The organism is Bartonella sp. CL100XZDX (assembly GCF_042195375.1).
GTDB lineage: Bacteria > Pseudomonadota > Alphaproteobacteria > Rhizobiales > Rhizobiaceae > Bartonella.
On record NZ_JBHIOH010000004.1, the window covers coordinates 38,537 to 60,180 of the forward strand.

The 21,644-nt window shown below is 37.3% G+C and carries 21 protein-coding genes; 8 read left to right on the top strand and 13 right to left on the bottom strand.

Annotated features, from left to right (window positions below):
• Window positions 1-221: 221 nt before the first annotated feature.
• The 6 genes from gltA to ACFILU_RS00360 all read left to right on the top strand — a co-directional run bounded on the left by gltA (window position 222) and on the right by ACFILU_RS00360 (window position 6,374).
• Complete coding sequence (gene gltA, locus ACFILU_RS00335) at window positions 222-1,517, top strand: citrate synthase (RefSeq protein WP_375674322.1); 1,296 nt, start codon at window positions 222-224, stop codon at window positions 1,515-1,517.
• Window positions 1,518-2,252: 735 nt separating this feature from the next.
• Window positions 2,253-3,005, top strand: coding sequence for a transporter substrate-binding domain-containing protein (locus ACFILU_RS00340; protein WP_375674323.1), 753 nt, complete (start codon window positions 2,253-2,255; stop codon window positions 3,003-3,005).
• Between the two features lie 257 nt (window positions 3,006-3,262).
• A complete protein-coding gene (locus ACFILU_RS00345) occupies window positions 3,263-4,015 on the top strand; it encodes a transporter substrate-binding domain-containing protein (RefSeq protein ID WP_375674324.1) in 753 nt (250 codons plus the stop codon).
• A 79-nt stretch (window positions 4,016-4,094) separates the two neighbouring features.
• Entirely contained in the window at window positions 4,095-4,817 is a 723-nt protein-coding gene (locus ACFILU_RS00350; protein WP_375674325.1) for an ABC transporter permease, read from the top strand.
• Window positions 4,814-5,521, top strand: a complete 708-nt coding sequence (locus ACFILU_RS00355) for an ABC transporter permease (protein ID WP_375674326.1) — start codon at window positions 4,814-4,816, stop codon at window positions 5,519-5,521. Before ACFILU_RS00350 ends, ACFILU_RS00355 begins: the two co-directional genes overlap by 4 nt.
• Before the next feature lie 79 nt (window positions 5,522-5,600).
• Complete coding sequence (locus tag ACFILU_RS00360) at window positions 5,601-6,374, top strand: amino acid ABC transporter ATP-binding protein (RefSeq protein WP_273790676.1); 774 nt, start codon at window positions 5,601-5,603, stop codon at window positions 6,372-6,374.
• 20 nt (window positions 6,375-6,394) lie between these two features.
• On the opposite strand, the gene lpxB is transcribed toward ACFILU_RS00360, so the two are convergent.
• From lpxB to ACFILU_RS00425, 13 genes are all read right to left on the bottom strand, one after another.
• A complete protein-coding gene (gene lpxB, locus ACFILU_RS00365) occupies window positions 6,395-7,591 on the bottom strand; it encodes a lipid-A-disaccharide synthase (RefSeq protein ID WP_375674327.1) in 1,197 nt (398 codons plus the stop codon).
• The gene (locus ACFILU_RS00370) at window positions 7,584-8,456 is read right to left on the bottom strand and encodes an LpxI family protein (RefSeq protein WP_375674328.1); all 873 of its coding nucleotides are present in this window, start codon (window positions 8,454-8,456) and stop codon (window positions 7,584-7,586) included. The genes lpxB and ACFILU_RS00370 overlap by 8 nt, the downstream gene beginning before the upstream one ends.
• Window positions 8,457-8,458: 2 nt before the next feature.
• The gene (gene lpxA / locus ACFILU_RS00375; RefSeq protein ID WP_375674329.1) at window positions 8,459-9,283 is read right to left on the bottom strand and encodes an acyl-ACP--UDP-N-acetylglucosamine O-acyltransferase; all 825 of its coding nucleotides are present in this window, start codon (window positions 9,281-9,283) and stop codon (window positions 8,459-8,461) included.
• Between the two features lie 24 nt (window positions 9,284-9,307).
• On the bottom strand, window positions 9,308-9,775 hold the full coding sequence (gene fabZ, locus ACFILU_RS00380) for a 3-hydroxyacyl-ACP dehydratase FabZ (protein ID WP_375674330.1): 468 nt from the start codon (window positions 9,773-9,775) through the stop codon (window positions 9,308-9,310).
• Window position 9,776: 1 nt separating this feature from the next.
• Window positions 9,777-10,823, bottom strand: a complete 1,047-nt coding sequence (lpxD, locus tag ACFILU_RS00385) for a UDP-3-O-(3-hydroxymyristoyl)glucosamine N-acyltransferase (RefSeq protein ID WP_273790671.1) — start codon at window positions 10,821-10,823, stop codon at window positions 9,777-9,779.
• 65 nt (window positions 10,824-10,888) lie between these two features.
• On the bottom strand, window positions 10,889-13,285 hold the full coding sequence (gene bamA / locus ACFILU_RS00390) for an outer membrane protein assembly factor BamA (protein ID WP_375674331.1): 2,397 nt from the start codon (window positions 13,283-13,285) through the stop codon (window positions 10,889-10,891).
• 203 nt (window positions 13,286-13,488) lie between these two features.
• The gene (locus ACFILU_RS00395) at window positions 13,489-14,637 is read right to left on the bottom strand and encodes an RIP metalloprotease (protein WP_375660091.1); all 1,149 of its coding nucleotides are present in this window, start codon (window positions 14,635-14,637) and stop codon (window positions 13,489-13,491) included.
• Between the two features lie 15 nt (window positions 14,638-14,652).
• Window positions 14,653-15,468 carry a phosphatidate cytidylyltransferase gene (locus ACFILU_RS00400; RefSeq protein ID WP_375670848.1) on the bottom strand — a complete coding sequence of 272 codons (816 nt, stop codon included), beginning with the start codon at window positions 15,466-15,468 and terminating at the stop codon, window positions 14,653-14,655.
• Window positions 15,469-16,192: 724 nt separating this feature from the next.
• Complete coding sequence (frr, locus tag ACFILU_RS00405; protein WP_273790667.1) at window positions 16,193-16,753, bottom strand: ribosome recycling factor; 561 nt, start codon at window positions 16,751-16,753, stop codon at window positions 16,193-16,195.
• Between the two features lie 37 nt (window positions 16,754-16,790).
• Window positions 16,791-17,510, bottom strand: coding sequence for a UMP kinase (pyrH, locus tag ACFILU_RS00410; protein WP_273790666.1), 720 nt, complete (start codon window positions 17,508-17,510; stop codon window positions 16,791-16,793).
• A 157-nt stretch (window positions 17,511-17,667) separates the two neighbouring features.
• Complete coding sequence (gene tsf / locus ACFILU_RS00415; protein ID WP_375674332.1) at window positions 17,668-18,591, bottom strand: translation elongation factor Ts; 924 nt, start codon at window positions 18,589-18,591, stop codon at window positions 17,668-17,670.
• 102 nt (window positions 18,592-18,693) lie between these two features.
• Window positions 18,694-19,473, bottom strand: coding sequence for a 30S ribosomal protein S2 (rpsB, locus tag ACFILU_RS00420; protein ID WP_273788135.1), 780 nt, complete (start codon window positions 19,471-19,473; stop codon window positions 18,694-18,696).
• Window positions 19,474-19,640: 167 nt separating this feature from the next.
• Window positions 19,641-20,477: a cell envelope integrity EipB family protein gene (locus tag ACFILU_RS00425; protein ID WP_375674333.1), complete on the bottom strand. Its 837-nt coding sequence runs from the start codon at window positions 20,475-20,477 to the stop codon at window positions 19,641-19,643.
• 145 nt (window positions 20,478-20,622) lie between these two features.
• On the opposite strand from ACFILU_RS00425, the gene ACFILU_RS00430 reads away from it, so the two are divergent.
• Both ACFILU_RS00430 and ACFILU_RS00435 read left to right on the top strand, forming a co-directional pair.
• Window positions 20,623-21,084 carry a RidA family protein gene (locus ACFILU_RS00430; protein WP_375674334.1) on the top strand — a complete coding sequence of 154 codons (462 nt, stop codon included), beginning with the start codon at window positions 20,623-20,625 and terminating at the stop codon, window positions 21,082-21,084.
• Between the two features lie 134 nt (window positions 21,085-21,218).
• Entirely contained in the window at window positions 21,219-21,641 is a 423-nt protein-coding gene (locus tag ACFILU_RS00435) for an HIT family protein (RefSeq protein ID WP_375674335.1), read from the top strand.
• The last annotated feature ends 3 nt before the right edge of the window (window positions 21,642-21,644 follow it).

Here is a 21,644-nt window from a genome sequence, read left to right on the forward strand (position 1 = left end):
TATCTCAACGCGCCCTAAAAGAGTTTTTTATGTTATATCATTGAAATACATTTCTTATTGAGTAATAATGATCAATAAGGAAATATTTTTAGATTGCATGTACTCACTTTTAGAGGCAATCTACCCTTAATATAAGTAAGAAAAGCTTCAGTTATACATCCCCCACTCTGATGAAGCAGAGTCTTAATTTTTAGAAGTGAAGGATCTGAAAGGAATACCGAATGTCTGAGAATAACGCATATATTATTGTGAATGATAAAAAAGTAGAGCTTCCCTTGCGTAAAGGCACGAGTGGACCTGAAGTCATTGAAATTGCTTCTCTCTACAAAAAAACCGATATTTTTACTTATGATCCTGGTTTTACTTCAACAGCTTCTTGTGAATCAAAAATTACTTATATCGATGGTGATAAAGGTATATTGCTTTATCGTGGTTATCCTATTGATCAATTGGCTGAAAAAGGAGACTTTCTCGAAAGTTGTTATCTTTTACTTTATGGTGAACTCCCAACACAGCAAGAAAAAAATGAATTTGATCGATGTATTATGCAGCATACCATGGTACACGAACAGTTTGCACGCTTCTTCCATGGCTTCCGTCGTGATTCTCATCCTATGGCCGTCATGGTTGCCTGCCTTGGCGCTATGTCTGCGTTCTATCACGACTCTATTGATATTACAGATCCTCACCAGAGAATGATTGCTTCTGTTCGTCTTATCTCAAAAGTTCCAACGCTTGCTGCTATGGCCTATAAATACAGTATCGGACAAGCATTTGTTTATCCACGTAATGATCTTAATTATGCTGCAAATTTCCTCCATATGTGCTTTGCAGTTCCTTGTGAAGAATATAAAACAAACCCTGTGCTTGCTCGGGCGATGGATCAAATCTTTATCCTTCATGCAGATCATGAACAAAATGCTTCTACATCTACGGTACGTCTTGCTGGATCCTCGGGTGCTAATCCGTTTGCCTGTATTGCAGCAGGAGTTGCATGCCTTTGGGGACCAGCACATGGTGGTGCCAATGAAGCATGTCTAAAAATGCTACAAGAAATAGGTTCTATTAAAAGAATTCCTGAATTTATTGCACGTGCAAAAGATAAAAATGATCCTTTCCGCCTTATGGGCTTTGGGCACCGTGTCTATAAAAATTATGATCCACGTGCAAAAATCATGCAAAAAACCTGTCATAAAGTTTTAAAAGAACTCAACATTCAAGATGACCCTCTTCTTGATATTGCAATAGAGCTTGAAAAAATTGCCTTAAGTGATGAATATTTTATTGAGAAAAAGCTTTATCCCAATGTTGATTTCTATTCCGGCATTACATTAAAAGCTCTAGGTTTTCCAACTGAAATGTTTACTGTCCTTTTTGCATTGGCGCGCAGTGTCGGGTGGGTGGCACAATGGAAAGAAATGATTGAAGACCCTGCACAAAAAATTGGTCGTCCTCGACAACTCTACACAGGCTATGCTATGCGTGACTATGTTCCTATAGATGAACGTACAAATTAAAAAAAGAGATCAATAAAGCTTCAATTTACTGAAGCTTTATTGAGAGTAATCAAAAAACATCCTTTAAGAATTTTTATAAAACGTGATTTTAAAACTCTTTCTACAGAGATAACATCATCATAAAAATTTACTAAAAAATTCTAAGTTTTAGCTCTGTAAAGCAATTGAGAATACTTTTCTGCGAATTAGCCAAACATTTAGCAAAAAGAAATTGAAAATTTTACCTTATAATCCTCATTATCTTTAATAGAAATGTATTCCCTATCATTCCCCCATGTTTAAAAGCCCTATTACATATTAAAATCTAGCAATGTCAGAATTTTTCTTTCTATCTTCTTCAGATAAAATTGCAAAAGGCTTACATTAAGTGCTTTTCTAAGATGCCAAAACTTCTTATCCCTCTTCAAATAGATTCGAATAAAAATACTTTACATTTTGTCCTGTTAAGAGCTGAAATTTTCTTTGTATTTAAGTTAATAGTTTTTCTTTTAAAGATAAATTATTGATTTTTTTTAAGTAAAATCATTAAATCATATAATCAATAGAGGTGTCCTTCTTTCCTGTATTTTTTATTCCCATACTTGATAAAAAGAAATTATTTTTTGACAATGATATTCAGCATAATGATAGCAAAATGACCACAGATAAATTTTTTACATTGCTCCAAAAGAGCTTACAGATTATAAAAATTCATGATGGTTTCATATTTGCCAGCTTATCTAATAGGAGAACATAATGAAATTATTAGCAGGAGTTCTTATAATAAGCGCGACACTATTTACCCTATCGGCCAATTCTCAAACGCTGAAAATTGCAAGCGATGCTTCTTATCCGCCATTTAGTTATATTGACTCAAATAACGAACTTCAAGGGTTTGATATTGATATATCTTATGCTCTTTGCAAAAAAATGAATGTTAAATGTACTATTGTCACACAAGACTTCGAGGGGATGATTCCCGGTCTTCTTGCCAAAAAATACGATGCTATTGTTTCTTCCCTTTCTCCTACAAAAGAGCGCTTACAAAAAATTGATTTTACAGATCCTTACTACAATACAGCACTCGCTGTTATTGTTACCAAAAATTCGGAAATTAAAGAAATCTCAACACAAGCCTTTAGAGGTAAAAACCTTGGTGTACAATCAAATACAACACAAGCTGCATATGCGGAAGATCATTATGCCTCTGAAGGAGTTAATATCAAACTTTATCCTACAGCAGCAGAAGTTAATCGTGATCTTTTAAGCCATCGGCTTGATATCATCATCTTTGATAAATTAAAAGCATTAAATTGGCTTGAAAATGAAGGAAAAGACTGCTGTCTCCTATTGGGAACTCTAGAAAAAACAAATTTTCCTATTGCAATTGCACTCCGTCAAAATAATAATGATCTTAAAAACAGTTTTAATAAAGCAATAGAAGAAATCCGCGCCGATGGAACCTATGAGAAAATTATGAGAAAATATTTTACTTTCGATATCGATTAGATCTCACTATGAATTAAAATTCAATCTGTATATTTAAGGAGTATCTTTAACTCTTTATTGGACATGCAGGTATAATTGGAAATTCGGCATTTCTATAAGAAAATTTACATTTATCAAAATCTAATTTTTTGATAATAATGCCCAACATAATGATCTAAAATAAGCATCAATAAATTTTTGAATTGCTCCAAAAAAGCTTACAGATTATAAAAACATAATGATTTCGTATTTGCCCGCTTATCCAATAGGAGAACATCATGAAATTATTAGCAGGAGCTCTTATAATAAGCGCCGTACTATTCACCCAATTGGCTGATGCGAAAACATTAAAAATTGCGAGTGAAGGCACCTACCCTCCCTTTAGTTATATTGACTCAAATGATAAATTGCAGGGACTTGATATTGATATATCTTATGCACTTTGTAAAAAAATGAATGTTGAGTGTACTATTGTTACACAAGACTTCGAGGGAATGATCCCTGGACTTATTGCAAAAAAATATGATGCTATCATTGCTTCCCTCTCTCTCACACAAGAGCGCTTACAAAAAATTGACTTCACAGATCCTTACTACGATACAGCACTGGCTGTTATCGTTACCAAAGCTTCGGGAATTAAAGAAATCTCGACACAAGACTTTAGAGGTAAAAATCTTGGTGTGCAATCAAATACAACACAAGCTTTCTATGCAGAAGATCATTATGCTTCTAAAGAGGTGAAAATCAAACTCTACCCTTCCACAATAGAAGTGAATCGTGACCTTTTAAATCATCGACTTGATGTGATTATTGTTGATAAATTACAAGCATTAAATTGGCTTAAAAATGAAGGAAAAGATTGCTGTCTCCTCTTGGGAACTCTAGAAGAAACAAGATTTCCTATTGCAATTGCAGTCCGTCAAAATAATAATGAACTTAAAAATAAGTTCAATAAGGCGCTAAAAGAAATCCGTTTGGATGGAACTTATGAAAAAATTATGAGAAAGTATTTTACAGGTGATGTTTATTAAATATCGATATGATATTTAAATGAAACCTACTGGTTATTGCTAAAAAATATTATCGAACTCTTTCATGAGGAACACAGGAATGATTGAAAATTTAGCATTGCTATCATTTAGCAATGGTGGATGGGGAGTGGTTATACTTTCCAGTGCAGGAATGACTTTGTCATTGGCATTATGTTGTGGCTTTCTAGGATTTCCTCTAGGACTTCTCAATGCAGTGATGATTCGATCCAATATTAAGATGGCCAAAGCTATGGCACACCTCTTTTCAACAGTATTCCGTGGGCTACCAGAGCTTTTAACTTTGTTTTTAGTTTACTACGGATTACAAAGCCTTATTCAAAATTTATTTGACTATTTTAATTTTGAAATCATGTTCAGTATCAATGCATTTGTTGCTGGTGTTCTTGCCCTTAGTATGGTTCTTGCAGCTTTTTCTTGTGAAGTTTGGCTTGGAGCATTTAATATTTTTGATAAAGGTCAATATGAAGCGGCTAAAGCTTTAGGACTTTCACGGTCAACCACATTTTTTCGTATTGTCTTCCCTCAGCTCATCCGAAATGCCTTGCCAGGACTTTCTAATAATTGGCTTACTTTACTGAAAGATACATCCCTTGTTTCTACCATCGCGCTTGTTGACCTCATGCGACAAACGAATTTAGCTGTCGCTGCTACCAATAAACCCATGCTATTTTATTTTGTAGCATGCTTACTCTATTTGTTATTTTCAGCGGTTTTTACTGCAATCTTACGCCATTTGGAAACATACACTCAAATAGGCTATAAAAAGGTGCTAGGTCAATGATTCCTGAGTGGCTTTATTTCCTTTTTAATCCTGATCTTTTAAGCCATTATGGACCCAAATTTATTAATGGCTTTATTGTTACTGTTGAGCTTGTTTCTATCTCTTGTTCTCTAGGTCTTTTTCTTGGTATGCTTATCGCTTTTGCTCGTCTATCAAAGAATACATTTTTACAATATTTTGCAAATGTTTATGTCTATTTTTTCCGTGGCTCTCCTTTATTAGCTCAACTCTTTCTTTTTTATTATGGGCTTGGTTCAATGAATAGTTTTTGGCAACAGGTGGGACTATGGTGGTTTTTTCAAAATGCGTGGTATTGTTGTCTTTTTATTTTTACACTCAATTCTGCTGCCTATCAATCTGAGATCTTTAAAGGAAGTTTTTTATCCGTAACAACTGGACAGCGTGAAGCATCAAAAGCTTTAGGTTTAAGCAACTCTGTCACATTTTTTAGAGTTATTCTTCCACAAGCAATGATTGTAGCATTACGCCCCCTAGGAAATGAGTTGATTTTAATGATTAAATCCAGTGCTGTTGCCTCACTTATTACTGTTTATGATTTAATGGGAGTTGCTAAACTCACTTATTCACGGACTTTTGATTTTCAAGTTTACGTTTGGGCTGCTCTTATCTATCTCTTTATCGTTGAACTCATTCATCGTTTTATTGTTTTTATCGAACAGCGCCTCACTCGATATTTACGTTAAATAAAATGATCATAAAAAACTTTACCAAACCAAAATGTTGAATTAATCACGTTATTCATCAATGAAAGAATAAAATAAGATGAATTTGAAAAATAATAAATCGATCTCTCCCAATAAAAAACCAGTGATCTCTATTCAAAATCTAAATAAATGGTATGGAAACTTTCAGGTCCTACATGATATCAACTTTAATGTTCAAGCTGGTGAACATATCGTTATTTGTGGACCATCCGGATCAGGAAAATCAACGTTAATTCGTTGTATTAATCAATTAGAACAAGCACAAAAAGGTTCAATCTGTATCCATAACGTTGATATCCATACCGCTCCTATACAACAGCAAAAAAAAGTTCTTCGTAAGATAGGAATGGTCTTTCAGAATTTTAATTTATTTCCCCACATGAGCGTTATACAAAATTGTATTTTAGCACCTATGACCGTTCAAGGGCTTTCCAAACAACAAGCACAAGAACGGGCAATTCGTTACTTAACACATGTTGGTATTGAAAAACACTGTGAAAAATATCCTTTACAACTTTCTGGTGGGCAACAACAACGTGTTGCGATTGCCCGTGCACTTTGTATGGAACCTGAAGTCATGCTTTTTGATGAACCAACCTCTGCTCTTGATCCAGAAAGTGTGGGAGAAGTTTTGGAAGTGATGGCTCGATTGTCCGACACAGGGATCACAATGCTTTGTGTTACCCATGAAATGGGCTTCGCACGTAAAGTCTCAGAAAGAATACTCTTTCTAGAAAATGGAAAAATTGTTGAAGATACAGCCTCTGAAGAATTTTTTACCAATCCTAAAAGCCAACGTGCTTGTAATTTTCTTGCTAAAATTAAATATTAATCATTAAAATATTGCTTTATTTATACAGTTTTATTCCTGTTTTTTAAAAGAGCGATAATTGTTTGTGCGCCAACAACCCCCGATGGTACTTCAGTTTTCATTTTCTGTTCGACCATCTCAAAGGCATCAAGTTGTGCCTGTCGCAATAAAGGATTAGCCAAAAGTTGTTCTACTTGTCTTGCTAACATACCAGGACGGATTAATTCATTCAAATATTCCGAAACAATAGGCTTATCAGCAATAATATTTGGAAGAGCAGCACTCCATAACATCATTTTAGGAAAAATAAATAATTTAGAAAAACGATCAAGTTTATAGCAAAGAACCATAGGAATTTTTGCTAAGGCTAATTCAAGTGAAACAGTTCCATGTGCCGCAAGAGCAACATCTGCTTGTGCAAAAGCACGCCATTTTTCATCTTCACCAACGACAATTTCTATCTTGCTTTTCCAGCCTTGCACAAAATCACGGATTCTATCTACCAAATGAGGTAAGGTTGGTAAAATAATACGTAAATGAGGAATACGTTGTACAAGAATCTCTACTGTTTCTCGAAAAATAGGCATTAAGGAACGAATTTCTAAATTGCGTGATCCTGGCAAAATAACTAATGTAGGCGATGATATTTGTGTATCGATCAAATTTCTTTGTTCTAATTGGCTTTTTTTTTCTGACTGAACTCTCAAAAGGGGAGGATATGTCAAAAGACGATGTCCAACATAGGTCGTGGCAGGGCCTCCCAAATCTTGCATAATCTTTTCTTCAAAAGGAAAAACCGCTAAAACATGATCAACAAATCCACGCATAGCTTTTGCACGCTCTGGCCTCCATGCCCAAACGGTTGGTGCAATATATTTAATGATAGGAATAGAAGGCGCTAAAGCACGTACCTTTTTTGCAATACGATGTGTAAAATCAGGACTATCAATAATAATTAAACAATCAGGTTGTTCTTGTGCAATAAATTTGGATAAATTGCGAATATGTAGCAACAACAATGGTAGTTTTTTCAATACTTCCTTTAAACCTATTAAAGCAATATCATGGGAATCAAAAAAGCTTTTTAAACCTAATGCCTTTAAATGCCTCCCCCCAACACCAATCAAATGAATATTGCATCCTATCTGTTGTGATAAACAAGTAATTAAATCGGCCCCAAGTAAATCACCAGATTCCTCACCTGAAACCACAGCAATCTTTAAAAAACAATTATTCATGACCAAACCTTTCAAATGTCTCTATAAATAGAGAATATTTGTTGGCTTTTTCTATTGTTGTTTTCACCGATAATATTAGACTTCTATTTGCCTCCACCGCAACACCAGATAAACCACTTTTTGCAATATTTATTATTGTCGCGGGCCCAATTGATGGCAAATCAACGCGATTATCCTGTTGTGGTTTTGCACATTTTACAAGAATGCCACCTTTAAGGGGAATTTGCCCTCTTTCTCGCATTTCACAAACACGCCACAGCATATTATCAGTTCCCTCAGCACCCTCCAGAGCAACCACCCTTCCTTGGACAACGACAACGGCTTGCCCGATATCTAATTGACCTAAAAGCTTTGCTGCTTCTACTGCTAAAAAAATATCTTTTTTCTCTTTTGGAGTAGCGCGCCGTACTGTTAAATTAAATTCTATGGGAGCTAAAAGATCTGGGACTATTTCGTGAGCACCGATAACACAAAAACCGTGTGCTTCAATAACCCGTATAAAAGCTTTTAATAACGCATCGTCCCCCCTCTTCAAAGCTCCGATTAACTTAGGAAGAGCTAAAAATGTTGTCCAGTCCAGTCGCAATTGTTTAAGAAGTGGACGCTTTTTCACACCACCTGCCAAAACAACATTATATACACCAGCCTCTTTGAAAATTTTAACGAGTCGCGCTAACTCTACAATTGATAGCTCGCAATGCTCATAGCGATAAAGAACAGAATCTGCCTCACCATGCAAAAGCACAAGAAAAGGATTTTCTCCATTCTTCTCAAGAGTCTGCGCAACAGTAATCGGTAGAACACCATTTCCTGCTATAATAGCAGTACGGCCGGAAAGAAAACTTCTGGCTCCCCAAATAGGCATTTTTAATCCTTATGTTCTTTTATTTTATCACCTTCAAATTTTGGTGTACAATAAAAACGCTTTCCTTCTTCTTTAATAAAATTAACAACTTCAGAAACAGACTGAGAAGAAGAATAAAAAGAAGCAACATCACTAACACGCTCTTTAAATGGTTTGCTATGATCAAAAAGCATGGCAACCGCATGACGGAGTGCATGAATATCTTGACGCTCAAGTCCTGCACGCTTCATGCCAATAATATTGAGGCCGGCAAGTTTTGCCTGCACACCAACAGCTGTTCCATAAGGTATCAGATCACCAACCAGTGCAGATACGCCGCCGATAAATGCATGATGTCCAACACGAACAAATTGATGAACAGCAGCACCACCACCAATAATCACATAATCACCAACAGTGACATGACCAGCAATCATTGCGTTATTGGCAAATGTTACATGATTGCCTACATAACAATCGTGAGCGATATGCGCATAACAAAAAAATTGGCAATTATCACCAACAACTGTCATTCCTACACTCGAATCGGAACCCCTATGCATTGTTACACCTTCACGAATCGTACAATTCTTACCAATAAAAAGAGTTGTAGCTCCTCCTTTATGTTTATTATTTTGCGGATCTGCCCCCAAAACAGCATGAGAAAATACTTTACTCTTGGCTCCTAATGTTGTCTTTCCCATTATTACAACATGACTTGTCAAACTACATTCATCACCAATAACAGCCTCTGAACTAATATGGCAAAATGGTCCAACGCATACATTCTCACCAAGCTGCGCTCCCTTCTCCACAAGAGCAGTTGGATGGATTTTCGTACCGGACATTTTTAAATTCCCATCAAATATCGTTTATTCTTCTTCGACAATCATTGCAGCAATTTCTGCTTCAGCGACGCGGACATCTTCTACTTTTCCAACACATGAAAAACGTCTCATACCAGATCTTTTTTTCAAAAGCTGAACATGAATCTTGAGCTGATCACCAGGCATAACCGGCTTACGAAATTTCGCATTATCAACCGTCATAAGGTAAACTAAATTTGTTTGCTTATTGCCTAAATTTAAAAGTGCTATTGCTCCTGCCGTTTGTGCCATAGCTTCTAAAATCAAAACTCCAGGCATAACAGGCTTTGAGGGAAAATGTCCCGTAAAATGTGGCTCATTAATCGTTATATTTTTAATACCAATCGCTTCTTGTTCACCATCAATATCAACGATACGATCAATCAATAAAAATGGATAACGGTGCGGTAATATTGATAATAGTTTTTCAATATCGACAGCCTCTAAGTTTTTAGTTTTTTCACTGCTGATCATATCAGCGTTTCTCCTTTTTAACTTTTCCCATACTGCGCAACGCCGCTACTTCACGAAACCATTGTTTAAATGGTCGCGCTGGACTACCTCCCCATTTTTCGCCATCCGGAATGTCATTCATAACACCACTACGAGCAGCAATCTGAACAGATTTACCTATTATGATGTGATCAGCTACTCCCACACTTCCGCCAAGCTGAGACATATCCCCTATAGATGTACTTCCCGCAATGCCACATTGAGCGGCAATAAGACAATAGCGTCCAATTTTTACATTGTGGGCAATTTGTACAAGATTATCAATCTTGCTTCCTTCACCAATAACAGTATCTTGAAATGTCCCACGATCAATTGTCGTGTTCGCACCAACTTCTACACCATCCTCAATAATAACACGACCAAGCTGTGGAATTTTCTCGATTCCAACTCCGCCTCCAACATAACCAAAACCATCTTGTCCAATGCAAACGCCAGGATAAAGCTGAACCTTATCACCTATTATAGAACACTGAACTGTTACCTTAGGAGCAATATAGCAGTCACATCCAATACGGCAATTTTCACCGATAACAGCTGTGGATGAAATAAGAGTTCCTGCACCAATCTCAACATTTTTACCAATAACAGCTCCAGCTTCAATACACACATCATGTGCCAACTTAGCCGTTGGATGAATATGCGCATGTAATGAAATCCCCTTCTGCCCCAACCAAGGCATTGGCTTGACAGAATCTGGAAACAAAATACGACCAATCTGAGCAAAGTCACGCTGTGGTGTGGATGTCACCAAAATTGCCATAGTTTCGGGAACTTTAAAAACAATCTCATTCGTACACAAAACAGCAACAGCAGAACTGTCCAGTAAAGCATCAGAAAACTTCCGATGCTCTACAAAAACAAGTGAACCTTCCACCGCACTCTCAAGTGAAGAAAGAGTATTGATAACTTTATGAGAAAACTCTGGATTAAGAAGCTTTGCACCCGTCAACTCAGCAGCATTTGCAACTGTCAATCGTCGGGACGGCGTAAAAAAAAATGTATCCGCCATCAAAACACTTTCTCTCCCAGCTTAAGCTATTCTCTTCAAATTTTTCCTTCTTAAAATCGCTCAAATCAGAACTTCGTAGAAATACCAAAGTTCAATTGTTGCAAACGATCACCTTCCTGCTTCGTTATTGGCCAAGCATAATCAAAACGCAAAGGACCAAACGGAGAATCCCACATCAAACTCACACCTGCAGATGAACGCCAAGCACTTTTGGTATTGGTAACAGACGGTTCACCCTGAAAAACGGCTTTATAATTATTGCCATAAAGCGTGGCAATATCCGCAAATAAAGCACCGCGCAACCCGAATCCTTCAGGCACAATAGGGATAGGAAACTGTACTTCAGCAGTCGCATTCATATATGTCGTTCCCCCCAAGAAATAAACCTCACCCTTACTGGAAACCTGGCGCGGACCTATTCCATTATATTTGAACCCTCGAATCATATCAGAATTTACTTTAAACATATCGAAAATACGAACACCTTCTTTGCCTACTTCATGGATATAACCACCCCCAAAGGAAAGCAAACCAACGATATCCTTCTGGTCAGAAAGAGTCTTGTACATCATCGCCTTACCCGTGGTCTTCAAGAACTTTGCACTCCCACCAAGCCCTGCATATTCCTGAAGCAGATGCACGTACCACCCATCATGGGGGGATCTCATATCATCAATCGTATTATAGGTGAAACCATAACTAATTGATGAACGTTTCCAAGGGCTGTGTTTTGCAGCTTGAACAATCGCACCAGAATATTTCCCATATAATTCTATTATGTCACCCTCTTTGTCAAAATCATACTCTCCGCCAAAATCATATTCTTCCTGCACATAAGAATAAGCTACATTAGCAGATAATTGATTATTAATAGGTAACGAAAACCGCAGCGATCCACCTGTCTGCCGTACATCATAGGCTTTATCAGCACGATAAGTACTACGAAAAACATCAACGCCAGCAGATAAACGATATCCTAAGAAATAAGGATCAACAAATGATAAATTATAATTACGAGATTTTTCTTGCCCCGCACCTAATCCTAAACGAACATATTGACCACGTCCCCCAAGATTACGTTCAGTAACAGAAACTTCAAGTGACATACCAGGACTTGTTCCCCCTGTTGTATACCCTCCAGAAAGAGAGAGATCTCCTGTTGAAGCTTCAACGACATCTATTACCAAAACAACTTGGTCAGATTGATCTGTGGGAACCATTGAAATATTAACGGCTTTGAAGAAACCTAAACTTTCTAGACGACGTTTCGCCCGCTGTAGTAAAGTTTGATTGTAAGCATCTCCTTCATTTAAATCAATCTCACGGCGAATGACGTAATCACGCGTTTTCTCATTGCCACGTATATCAATACGTTGAATATAAGCACGTGTACCCTGTTCAATATTATATAAAATTGAAATTGTATGATTTGCTAAATTACGATTTCCCCGCGGTTCAACTTTAGCAAAAGCATATCCCGAATCAGCAACTTTGTTATTAATAGTTGCAACAGACTGTTCAATATCTTCTGCACTATAAACATTACCTGGCTGGGTTTTAAGCACCCTTTTCACAGATTGAACGTCAATTCCATCAACATCACTTTCAACCTGAATATCGCTAATTTTATAGAGCGCACCCTCATCAAGAACGAAAGAAATTTTATACGTATTGCTTGCTGCATCAAAAGTTGCTTTAGAAGAGACTACACGAAAATCTGCATAACCACGGTTATAATAAAAGCGACGTAAAGCTTCTTCATCAACAGCGAGGCGCTCTTCACTGTAAACATCACCTCCCAACAACTTCGAAAAAATTCCTGAAGTTTTTGTTGAAATCACATCACGCAAACGGCGACTTCCAAAGACACTATTGCCCTTAAAAGTGATATCACCAATCTTTGTTTTTTTCCCTTCAACGACATTAAATACCACATTAACCCGCCCTTTTCCAAGGTTAATCGTTTGAACGTTAACAGTGATATTATTACGACCAAGAGTTTTATAAGCCTCACGAATTGTATTTATATCAGCAGAAAGCTTAGCAGAATTAAAAGGCTCATTCGGTTTTAAAGAAATAAACCGCTTAAGATCTGGGTCTTTAAAAGATTTATTTCCTTGAAACAATATTTGATTGACAACCTCATATTCTTTTACGAATACAACCAATTTATCACCCACCGGATTTATTTTAACATCATAAAATAAACCCAATTCGAAAAGGTTCTTCACAGCACTATCAACTTCACCACTGGAAACACCTTGCCCAACCTTAATCCCCATATTGTCTCGAATCGCCTGAGAACTTACAAACTTATTCCCACGAACCTCAATAGAGCGGACTACAGACGCTTGTATTTCTCCGACCGCAGCAATTGACATAAAAACCGTTGCTGGGGCAATCATCCCCATCTTTAACACCAATACAGATGCTGCATTTAAAAACTTTGAATTCGTAGTCATTGGCTTTTTTACCTTACTCTCGTTCCTTGGACATGATGCCTTAAAAAGCTAACTGCCATAACAACCTTTTTACAGCGAGACTTTTCATTCCTTAATTACTCATTATAATCTACAACGCCACAACATTTTGTAGACATGGTAAACAACCTTCAATTTGTTTTTGCTATTATTACTTAATTTATAAAGCGTTTTCCATAATTTAATTAGCTAAACCAACAAAAATAATCATTAAAAAAGACAAAGATCATAAAAAGGAGAAGAATGGAAAAACCTAAACGAAAAACGATTCCCTGAATTTTGGCAGATATTTTTCTCCCAGTAATGACCTCAATGACATGCAATAAAAGATGCCCACCGTCAAGCGGTAGAATCGGAAAAAGGTTAATAAGCCCAACACTTATTGAAAGAAAAGCTGCCAAATTCAACAAAGAGATAAAACCTGTCTCGCTCACTTTCCAAGCAATTTTAACGGTTTTAGAAGGTCCACTTAGCCGACAACGATCCTCTTTGCCTCCTATTAAACGACTCATAAAAAGAACGGTTTGAGTGGCGATAAACACAGTACGGTCTGACGCTTCTCTTACAGCTGTTACAAAACCATAGCGAATATGTTTTATATAAGTTGGATCTAAATGTGCTGGATTATTTAAATCAACAGGAACACCTACACCTATCATAGCACTTCGTGTTCGATTACCAAATCCATCATCTCGCTCAACGACTTTCGGGGTAATCATGGTTGTAAAGACTCGCCCCATGCGTTCTATTTTAAACTCTATGGGTTCTCTTCCATGAAACGCTACATAATTCATCAAATCTTCAAAGCTTTCAACCCGTCGTCCATCCATTTCAACAAAACGATCACCTAATTCCAAACCGGATTGAAGAGCAGGGCTATCTTTTACCAAAGAACCAACAACGGGCTCAATGGCTACACGACCATAGATAAAGAAAAAAAATGTTAGAATAACAACAGTAAAAAGGGCATTGAAGAAAGGACCGGCAAAAACAGTTGCTGCTTTTTTCCAAGCATGCGCACTAGCAAATGAACCATCCACAATCAGAGATGATTGGGATGATTCCGTATCGATTTTTTCCTCATCCCCAACAAATTTTACATAACCTCCTAAGGGGATAAGTGCTAAACGCCACTTCGTGCCATGCTTATCTGTATAACTCGCTATTTCTGGTCCAAATCCAAGCGAAAAAATTAACGCCTTAATACCACACCACCGACCAATGAGATAATGCCCAAATTCGTGCACAAAAATGATAATCATAATGATGAAAAGAATACTCAAACTTCTTAAAAGAAAATCACCCATAGTGACGATATGATTTAAAAGTTCCAAACGATCTTCTCCCAATTAGATCATACTAAAAAGATTAAAAGGCGCATCCATATCAGACATAAATGAACCAATTAAATAAAGAAGAAAAGCTGCCCCTACCAATCCATCTATACGATCCATAAAACCACCATGTCCAGGCAATAAAGAACTAGAATCTTTAACAGAAAACCGTCTTTTGAGCCACGATTGCCCTAAATCACTCAATTGTGAAACAATTGATAAAACAAGTGTAAGGAGTGGCACAAAAAAACTAGCTAAATTTATATCAAAAAATCCAAAAGCAACCCATATACCACCGAAAACTCCGACAAATGTACCACCAAGTGCTCCTGACCATGTTTTATTAGGAGAAAATTGTGGTGCTAATTTAGGGCCCCCTAATGCACGTCCGATAAAATAACCACCAATATCTGTTCCCCACACTATCGTAAATAAGAAAATAACAACTTGGAACCCCAACATTTCATGATCCCGTAGAAAGCATAAAGCAACAACAGGAAAAGATGCATATAAAAAACCACAAAAAACCCAACCACTCTTTTTTATAGATATAATAGCCAACACCGCAGCCAAAACGATTAAAACACAAAAAATCAATGAAGCAGATACACTCAACACTAAAAAAAAGCCAAAGATTAAATAAAAGATACTTGCTAATATTTTTTGTAAAACACACCACTTCTCTTTAGTAATACTCATCCACTCATAAAGAACAAAACCGCCAATACACCATACAAATAAAAAAAAGAAGTTTCCTCCCAACCATGTTAGATACAACGCAATAACGCCAAAAACAAAAGCTGTCAGAATACGATAAACCAAATTAGACAAAACAACATCCAAACAATAAAAATAGAAAATACAAGCCCTGAAATTAACGCAAGAAAAATTCCCCTACGCAGTGTTTTTATCTCATACCTGTATAATTTCTCTTATAATTTATCATAAATAATTCAGTCTACTAAGATAGCGCTTATGAGACTAATAATCAATGAAAACAGCTTCAAAAATCTCAGTCAAGATTAATCCTAAATATTTTTTTAATATTTTCTCAAATATAAAATGAAAAAGCAGCTACCTCTGCCCCATACAAATTAACTAATATAGGTTTCGTATAAAAACACTTTTCTATCAACTATTCGTCATTAAAAAACGAATTACGCCACATAACATCTGCTTGATCGATCATACCCACATGTTTTATAATGAGAAATAAGAGAAAGGTTAGGCTTAATATTCTTTCCCCAACCTTCATCTTAGAATATTTGAATAATTTCTAATAATGCTTTCATTATGCAGTTTAACAAAGACGTACTCAACTAAAAGCCCACACTATGCTGTTAAATAGTGTCTTCCAGCAAAGGGCATGATTTACCACGCAGATTAAAAAATTTAAACATCTGCCCTTTCAAATCAGTCTCTCCCATATCAAAATGATAGAATACCTTCCTGCATCACACCTTGCTATCACAGAACACACCACCCCTCCTATTATCCCTAGAAACAATTTACAGGCTTGGGAGTATAACATCCTTTTTCTAGCGACAAAACCGTCTTAAACGTGCATAATTTCAGATTCTTTTACGGCTAAAATTTTATCAATATCAGCAATAGTTTCATCTGTGAGTTTTTGAACTTTTTCAGACAAACTATGGGCTTCATCTTGTCCAATTTCACCATCTTTTTCTAACTTTTTCAAATTGTCCAGACCATCCCGACGGACATGACGTGTAGCAACACGCGCTTGCTCTGCATAGTGATGCGCAATTTTTACAAGTTCTTTACGGCGCTCTTCATTCAACTCAGGCAAAGGAATACGTAGATTCGTACCATCAGTTATGGGATTTAAACCAAGACCAGAATCGCGAATAGCGCGCTCTACAGCTCCGACCATCGTTTTATCCCATACAGAAACAGAAAGCATCCGAGGTTCGGGAACAGAAATATTAGCAACCTGATTTATATGCACAACAGAACCATAAGATTCAACGGTCAACGGCTCTAATAAACTGGCCGATGCACGTCCAGTCCGCAAACCACCTAATTCATGTTTAAAAGCCGTAATAGCACCATCCATGCGACGTTTCAGATCATCCATAATTGATGTAACATTCATATTTCTGTCTCCTTCAATTGTCCTTTGAAGCTTACCCTTATTCCGATACTATTGTAAAGCGTCCTGTTCCATTCAAGACCTTAGCCAAACCGCCTTTTTCATGAATGGAATACACAATAATCGGTACATTGTTCTCACGTGCTAAAGTGACCGCCGTTGAATCCATAACAGATAATCCCCATTGCAAAACTTCAACATGTGTTAATTGGTCAAAACGCTTAGCCGTAGGGTCTATTTTTGGATCTGCTGAATAAATACCATCAACTTGTGTTCCTTTAAGAAGGACATCCGCACCAATTTCTGCTGCACGTAAAGTAGCAGCAGAATCAGTGGTAAAAAATGGATTTCCTGTACCACCTGCAAAAATAACAACTTTTCCCTGATTCATATAAGCTATTGCTTTACGTTGCGAGAAACTTTCACAAATTTGTGGCATAGCAATCGCAGAGAGTACAACAGTTTCAACCCCTAATTTTGTCAAAGATGTTCGCAATGCTAAAGAGTTAATAGCAGTTGCAAGCATTCCCATATGATCACCTGTCACTCGGTCCCCACCATGCGAAGCAACAGCAACGCCACGAAAAATATTTCCCCCACCGATAACAACCGCAACTTCTATCCCCATTGTGCGCACTTCTGCAATATCAGCGGCAATACGGTCTACAACAGAAACATCAATGCCAAAATTCTGCCCTCCCATAAGAGCTTCACCAGAAGCCTTTAAAAGAATACGTTTATACGGAAGTGCTAATGCCATTAATAATCTCCCCAAAAGCCTATTTACTTTTTGCTTTTGACATCACGAAGGGCACCACTTTTTTCACGTGACGCCCTCTCAACAATTACATTGTTCCCCTCAGAGATTCTACAACCAACGATATGACTTTAAATCTCTGTTCAAGAGTTTGCAATAACTAGCCTTTTACAGCAGCAGCAACCTCTGCAGCAAAATCAGACTCCTCTTTTTCCACACCTTCACCTAATGCAAAACGAATAAAGCCTGTAATTTTTGCTGGAGCACCAATTGATTTCTCAGCATCCTTTAAAGCGGCCTCAACAGTTATATCAGGATTCATAACAAAAGCTTGAGAAAGCAAAACAACCTCTTCAAAAAACTTACGCATACGTCCTTCTACCATTTTTTCAATGATATTTTCAGGTTTTCCAGACTGACGTGCTTGATCTGAAAAAATTGCTTTTTCACGCTCAACAGCAGTAGCATCAACATCTTGAGCTGTAAGTGCTAATGGATTGGTTGCCGCAATATGCATCGCGACCTGCCGACCAAAAGCAAGAGCAGCTTCCTTATTTCCTGTTGTTTCAATCGCAACCAAAACACCAAGTTTTCCAAGCCCATCAGCCACACTATTGTGTATATAAGTCGCAACAACACCATTCTCAACAGACAATTTAGCGGAACGACGAAATGTCATATTTTCGCCAATTGTACCAATTGCATCTTTAATCGTAAGCTCTACAGTCTTCTCAGAGCCTGGATAAAGAGAAACAGAAACAGATTCAACATCCCCTGGCGTATCTAAGGCAGCAGTTGCTACTTTACGCACAATGTCTTGGAATCCATCATTGCGTGCAACAAAATCTGTTTCAGAATTAATCTCAACCAAAACTGCATGTGAATCTTTTGATACGACTCCGATTAATCCCTCAGCTGCTGTACGACCAGCCTTTTTATCTGCTTTAGCTATTCCTTTTTTACGAAGCCAATCAACAGCAGCTTCCATATCACCATTGGTCTCTGCTAGAGCGGCTTTACAGTCCATCATACCAGCGCCAGATAGTCCTCGAAGTTCTTTTACTTGTGCAGCAGTAATGCTCATATTTGCCTCTTTATTTTGTAACAGTGAAAGCGTGCAAAATCCCTCTGCACGCCTATAACTTCTTTTTTAGACAATAAAAGTACCTTAATTAGGCGTTTTATATTATTCAGAAACTTCTGAAACTGCATTTTCTTCCAAAATAGGCTCCACAGGTGCATCAACTTGAGCTCCTAAATCGATACCCATTGCTCCTTGCTGGCGTGCAATACCATCAAGAGCAGCACGGGCAAAAAGATCGCAATAAAGAGAAATTGCACGTGAAGCATCGTCATTACCTGGTATTGGATGTGTTACGTCATCGGGATCACAATTGGTATCAATAATAGCAATCACTGGAATACCTAAACGTTTTGCTTCTTGGAGTGCAATATTTTCTTTATTCGTATCGATAACAAAGATAAGATCTGGAACAGAACCCATATCTTTAATACCACCAAGCGCACGATTAAGCTTTTCACGATCACGTTCAAGATTTAAACGTTCCTTTTTGGTAAAGCCTTGCGCTTCAGCAGCAAGAATTTTATCAAGCTTCCGCAAACGATGGATCGAATTGGAAATCGTTTTCCAGTTTGTGAGCATGCCGCCAAGCCAACGTGCATTAACGTAATACTGGGCGGAACGATTCGCCGCATCTGCGATAATGTCAGATGCTTGCCGTTTCGTACCAACAAAGAGAATACGACCACCACGCGCTACAGTATCTGAAACAAGTTTAAGCGCTTGGTGTAAAAGTGGAACGGTCTGAGCAAGGTCAATAATATGGATATTATTACGCTGACCATAAATATAGGGAGTCATTTTGGGATTCCAGCGATGAGTCTGGTGACCAAAATGCACACCGGCTTCTAAAAGCTGGTGCATAGTAAAATCGGGTAGTGCCATAAATCTTATCCTTTCCGGTTCAACCTCCGCGGAAAAAGCAGAAAGACCTGCTACCGGCGGATGCTTGCTAGAATTTTCTCACAGATCATCTGCAAACACCCAGACTCCGCGTGTGGAATAGCGCAAACATACTAATATTTGATTCTTTTTCAAGTTATTTTCTTTAATCATTTAATATTTGCATTTTCACATTGATTAAGATCTTTTCCAAGTTCCAAGAATTCGAGACTGTTCAATTTTGCACGCACTGAAAAAGTTCCATAATCTATATGAAGATCACGCATGACACCATTCTCACGTAAGAGAAAACTGCTACGATAAACCGGCAAACCATCTTTATTTTCTCCATCATCAAAATAAGAAATTGTAACAGGCCAATATTCTTCTTCATCCAATTTTCTTACTTTTTCCGTTTCGCTATCAGATAAAAGCGTCTTCTTTTCCCCTATGACGATACTTTCTTTTATAACTTTATCTGCTTTATTTGTCCCATCAAATACAGTAACATTGTAAAAATGATCTCCTGCTTTTGCATGGCGGATAATATTTTTTAGTTGCATTATTGGAAATTCAGCCATTGCAAGCTTATACTCTTTTTCCTTTGGCTTTTTTAAGGTAACTGTAATACCATCTTGAGTACGCTCCGCAACCCCCTCGGCACGATGCACAACCTCTTCTCCCTCTTGATCTGTGATATTAAAACGAAATGTACGGCTGTCTCCTGTCTCATAACTCGTCGTCTGTTGATCCGTCAAACGTACTGGCATATCTTCAATGTGAACACGGCTAATGAAACGAAAACGTGTGCTATAGCCTTGGCATGCCGAACCAGTAAGCTCGTAAACCATTCGTCCTGACATCGCAGAAATTGTCATTTCATGAGAAACACTATCGAGATGAAAATCATAAATTGCTCGATGAGGCACAATAAAAATGGGCTCTTCAGCTCTCGCAGTACATAAAAAAACAATATATAAAATTATTATAAATAATGATCTAATCATTCCCAACTTCCGAACTTTATCCCCGTTGCATAACATCATACAATAAGGCAAAAAAGGCTAATTTCTCAATTAACCACACATTTTCTTAAATCAAAAAATAGATTATGCAATGAATATATTATAGAGCAGCTATGGAGTTAACATTATGACCAATATGATTGAAAAAAACTTAGAGAAGTTCGGAATCACTCTTCCTGAAGTAATCTCCCCCCTTGCCAATTACCTCACCACTTCACAAAGTGGCAATCAACTCTTTATTTCTGGACAACTCCCTCTTATTAATGGAAAACCAATAGCCATCGGTAAAGTTGGTGCAACTGTGAATACCGAACAAGCCCAAAAAGCATCCGAAGCTTGCGCTCTCAATATTCTCGCGCAACTCAAGGCAACTCTGGGTGACTTAAATAAAATAAAACGTGTGGTAAAAATTACTGTTTTTGTGGCTGTAGATTCTCATTTTACCGATATTCCTTTTGTTGCCAATGGAGCTTCTAATTTATTCGTCAATATCCTTGGTGAAATTGGAAAACACGCCCGTTCTGCTATTGGTGTTGCCTCTCTTCCTATGGATGTTCCTGTAGAAGTTGAAGCCATCATAGAAATCTAAACCTTCATTAAGACAGTGCACCATCCTAAATATAACTGAAGTCAAAATACTTCTTTGTCTTACACTCTGATAAACCTTGCATTTTTTCGTTTTTAAATTAGAATCTTTAAATTACAATAAAAGGAAATATTTGTATGAAACAAGTTTACGACAATAACAATATTTTTGCTAAATTGATTCGCAATGAAATCCCTTCTGTTCGTGTCTACGAAGATGATGATGTTATTGGATTTATGGATATCATGCCACAGGCACCAGGTCATACGCTAGTCATTCCTAAAAAAGGCTCGAGAAACTTACTTGATGCGGATACTGAAACATTATTTCCTGTTATTAAAGCTGTTCAAAAAATTGCAAATGCCGTCAAAAAAGCCTTTCAGGCAGATGGCATAACTGTCATGCAATTTAATGAAGCAGCTAGTCAACAAACCGTTTATCACCTCCATTTTCATATTATACCACGTATGGAGGGAATAGAACTTACCCCTCATAATGATATGATAACGCCTACAGAAATACTTGAAGAGAATGCAAAAAAAATCCGTGCTGCCTTATAACAC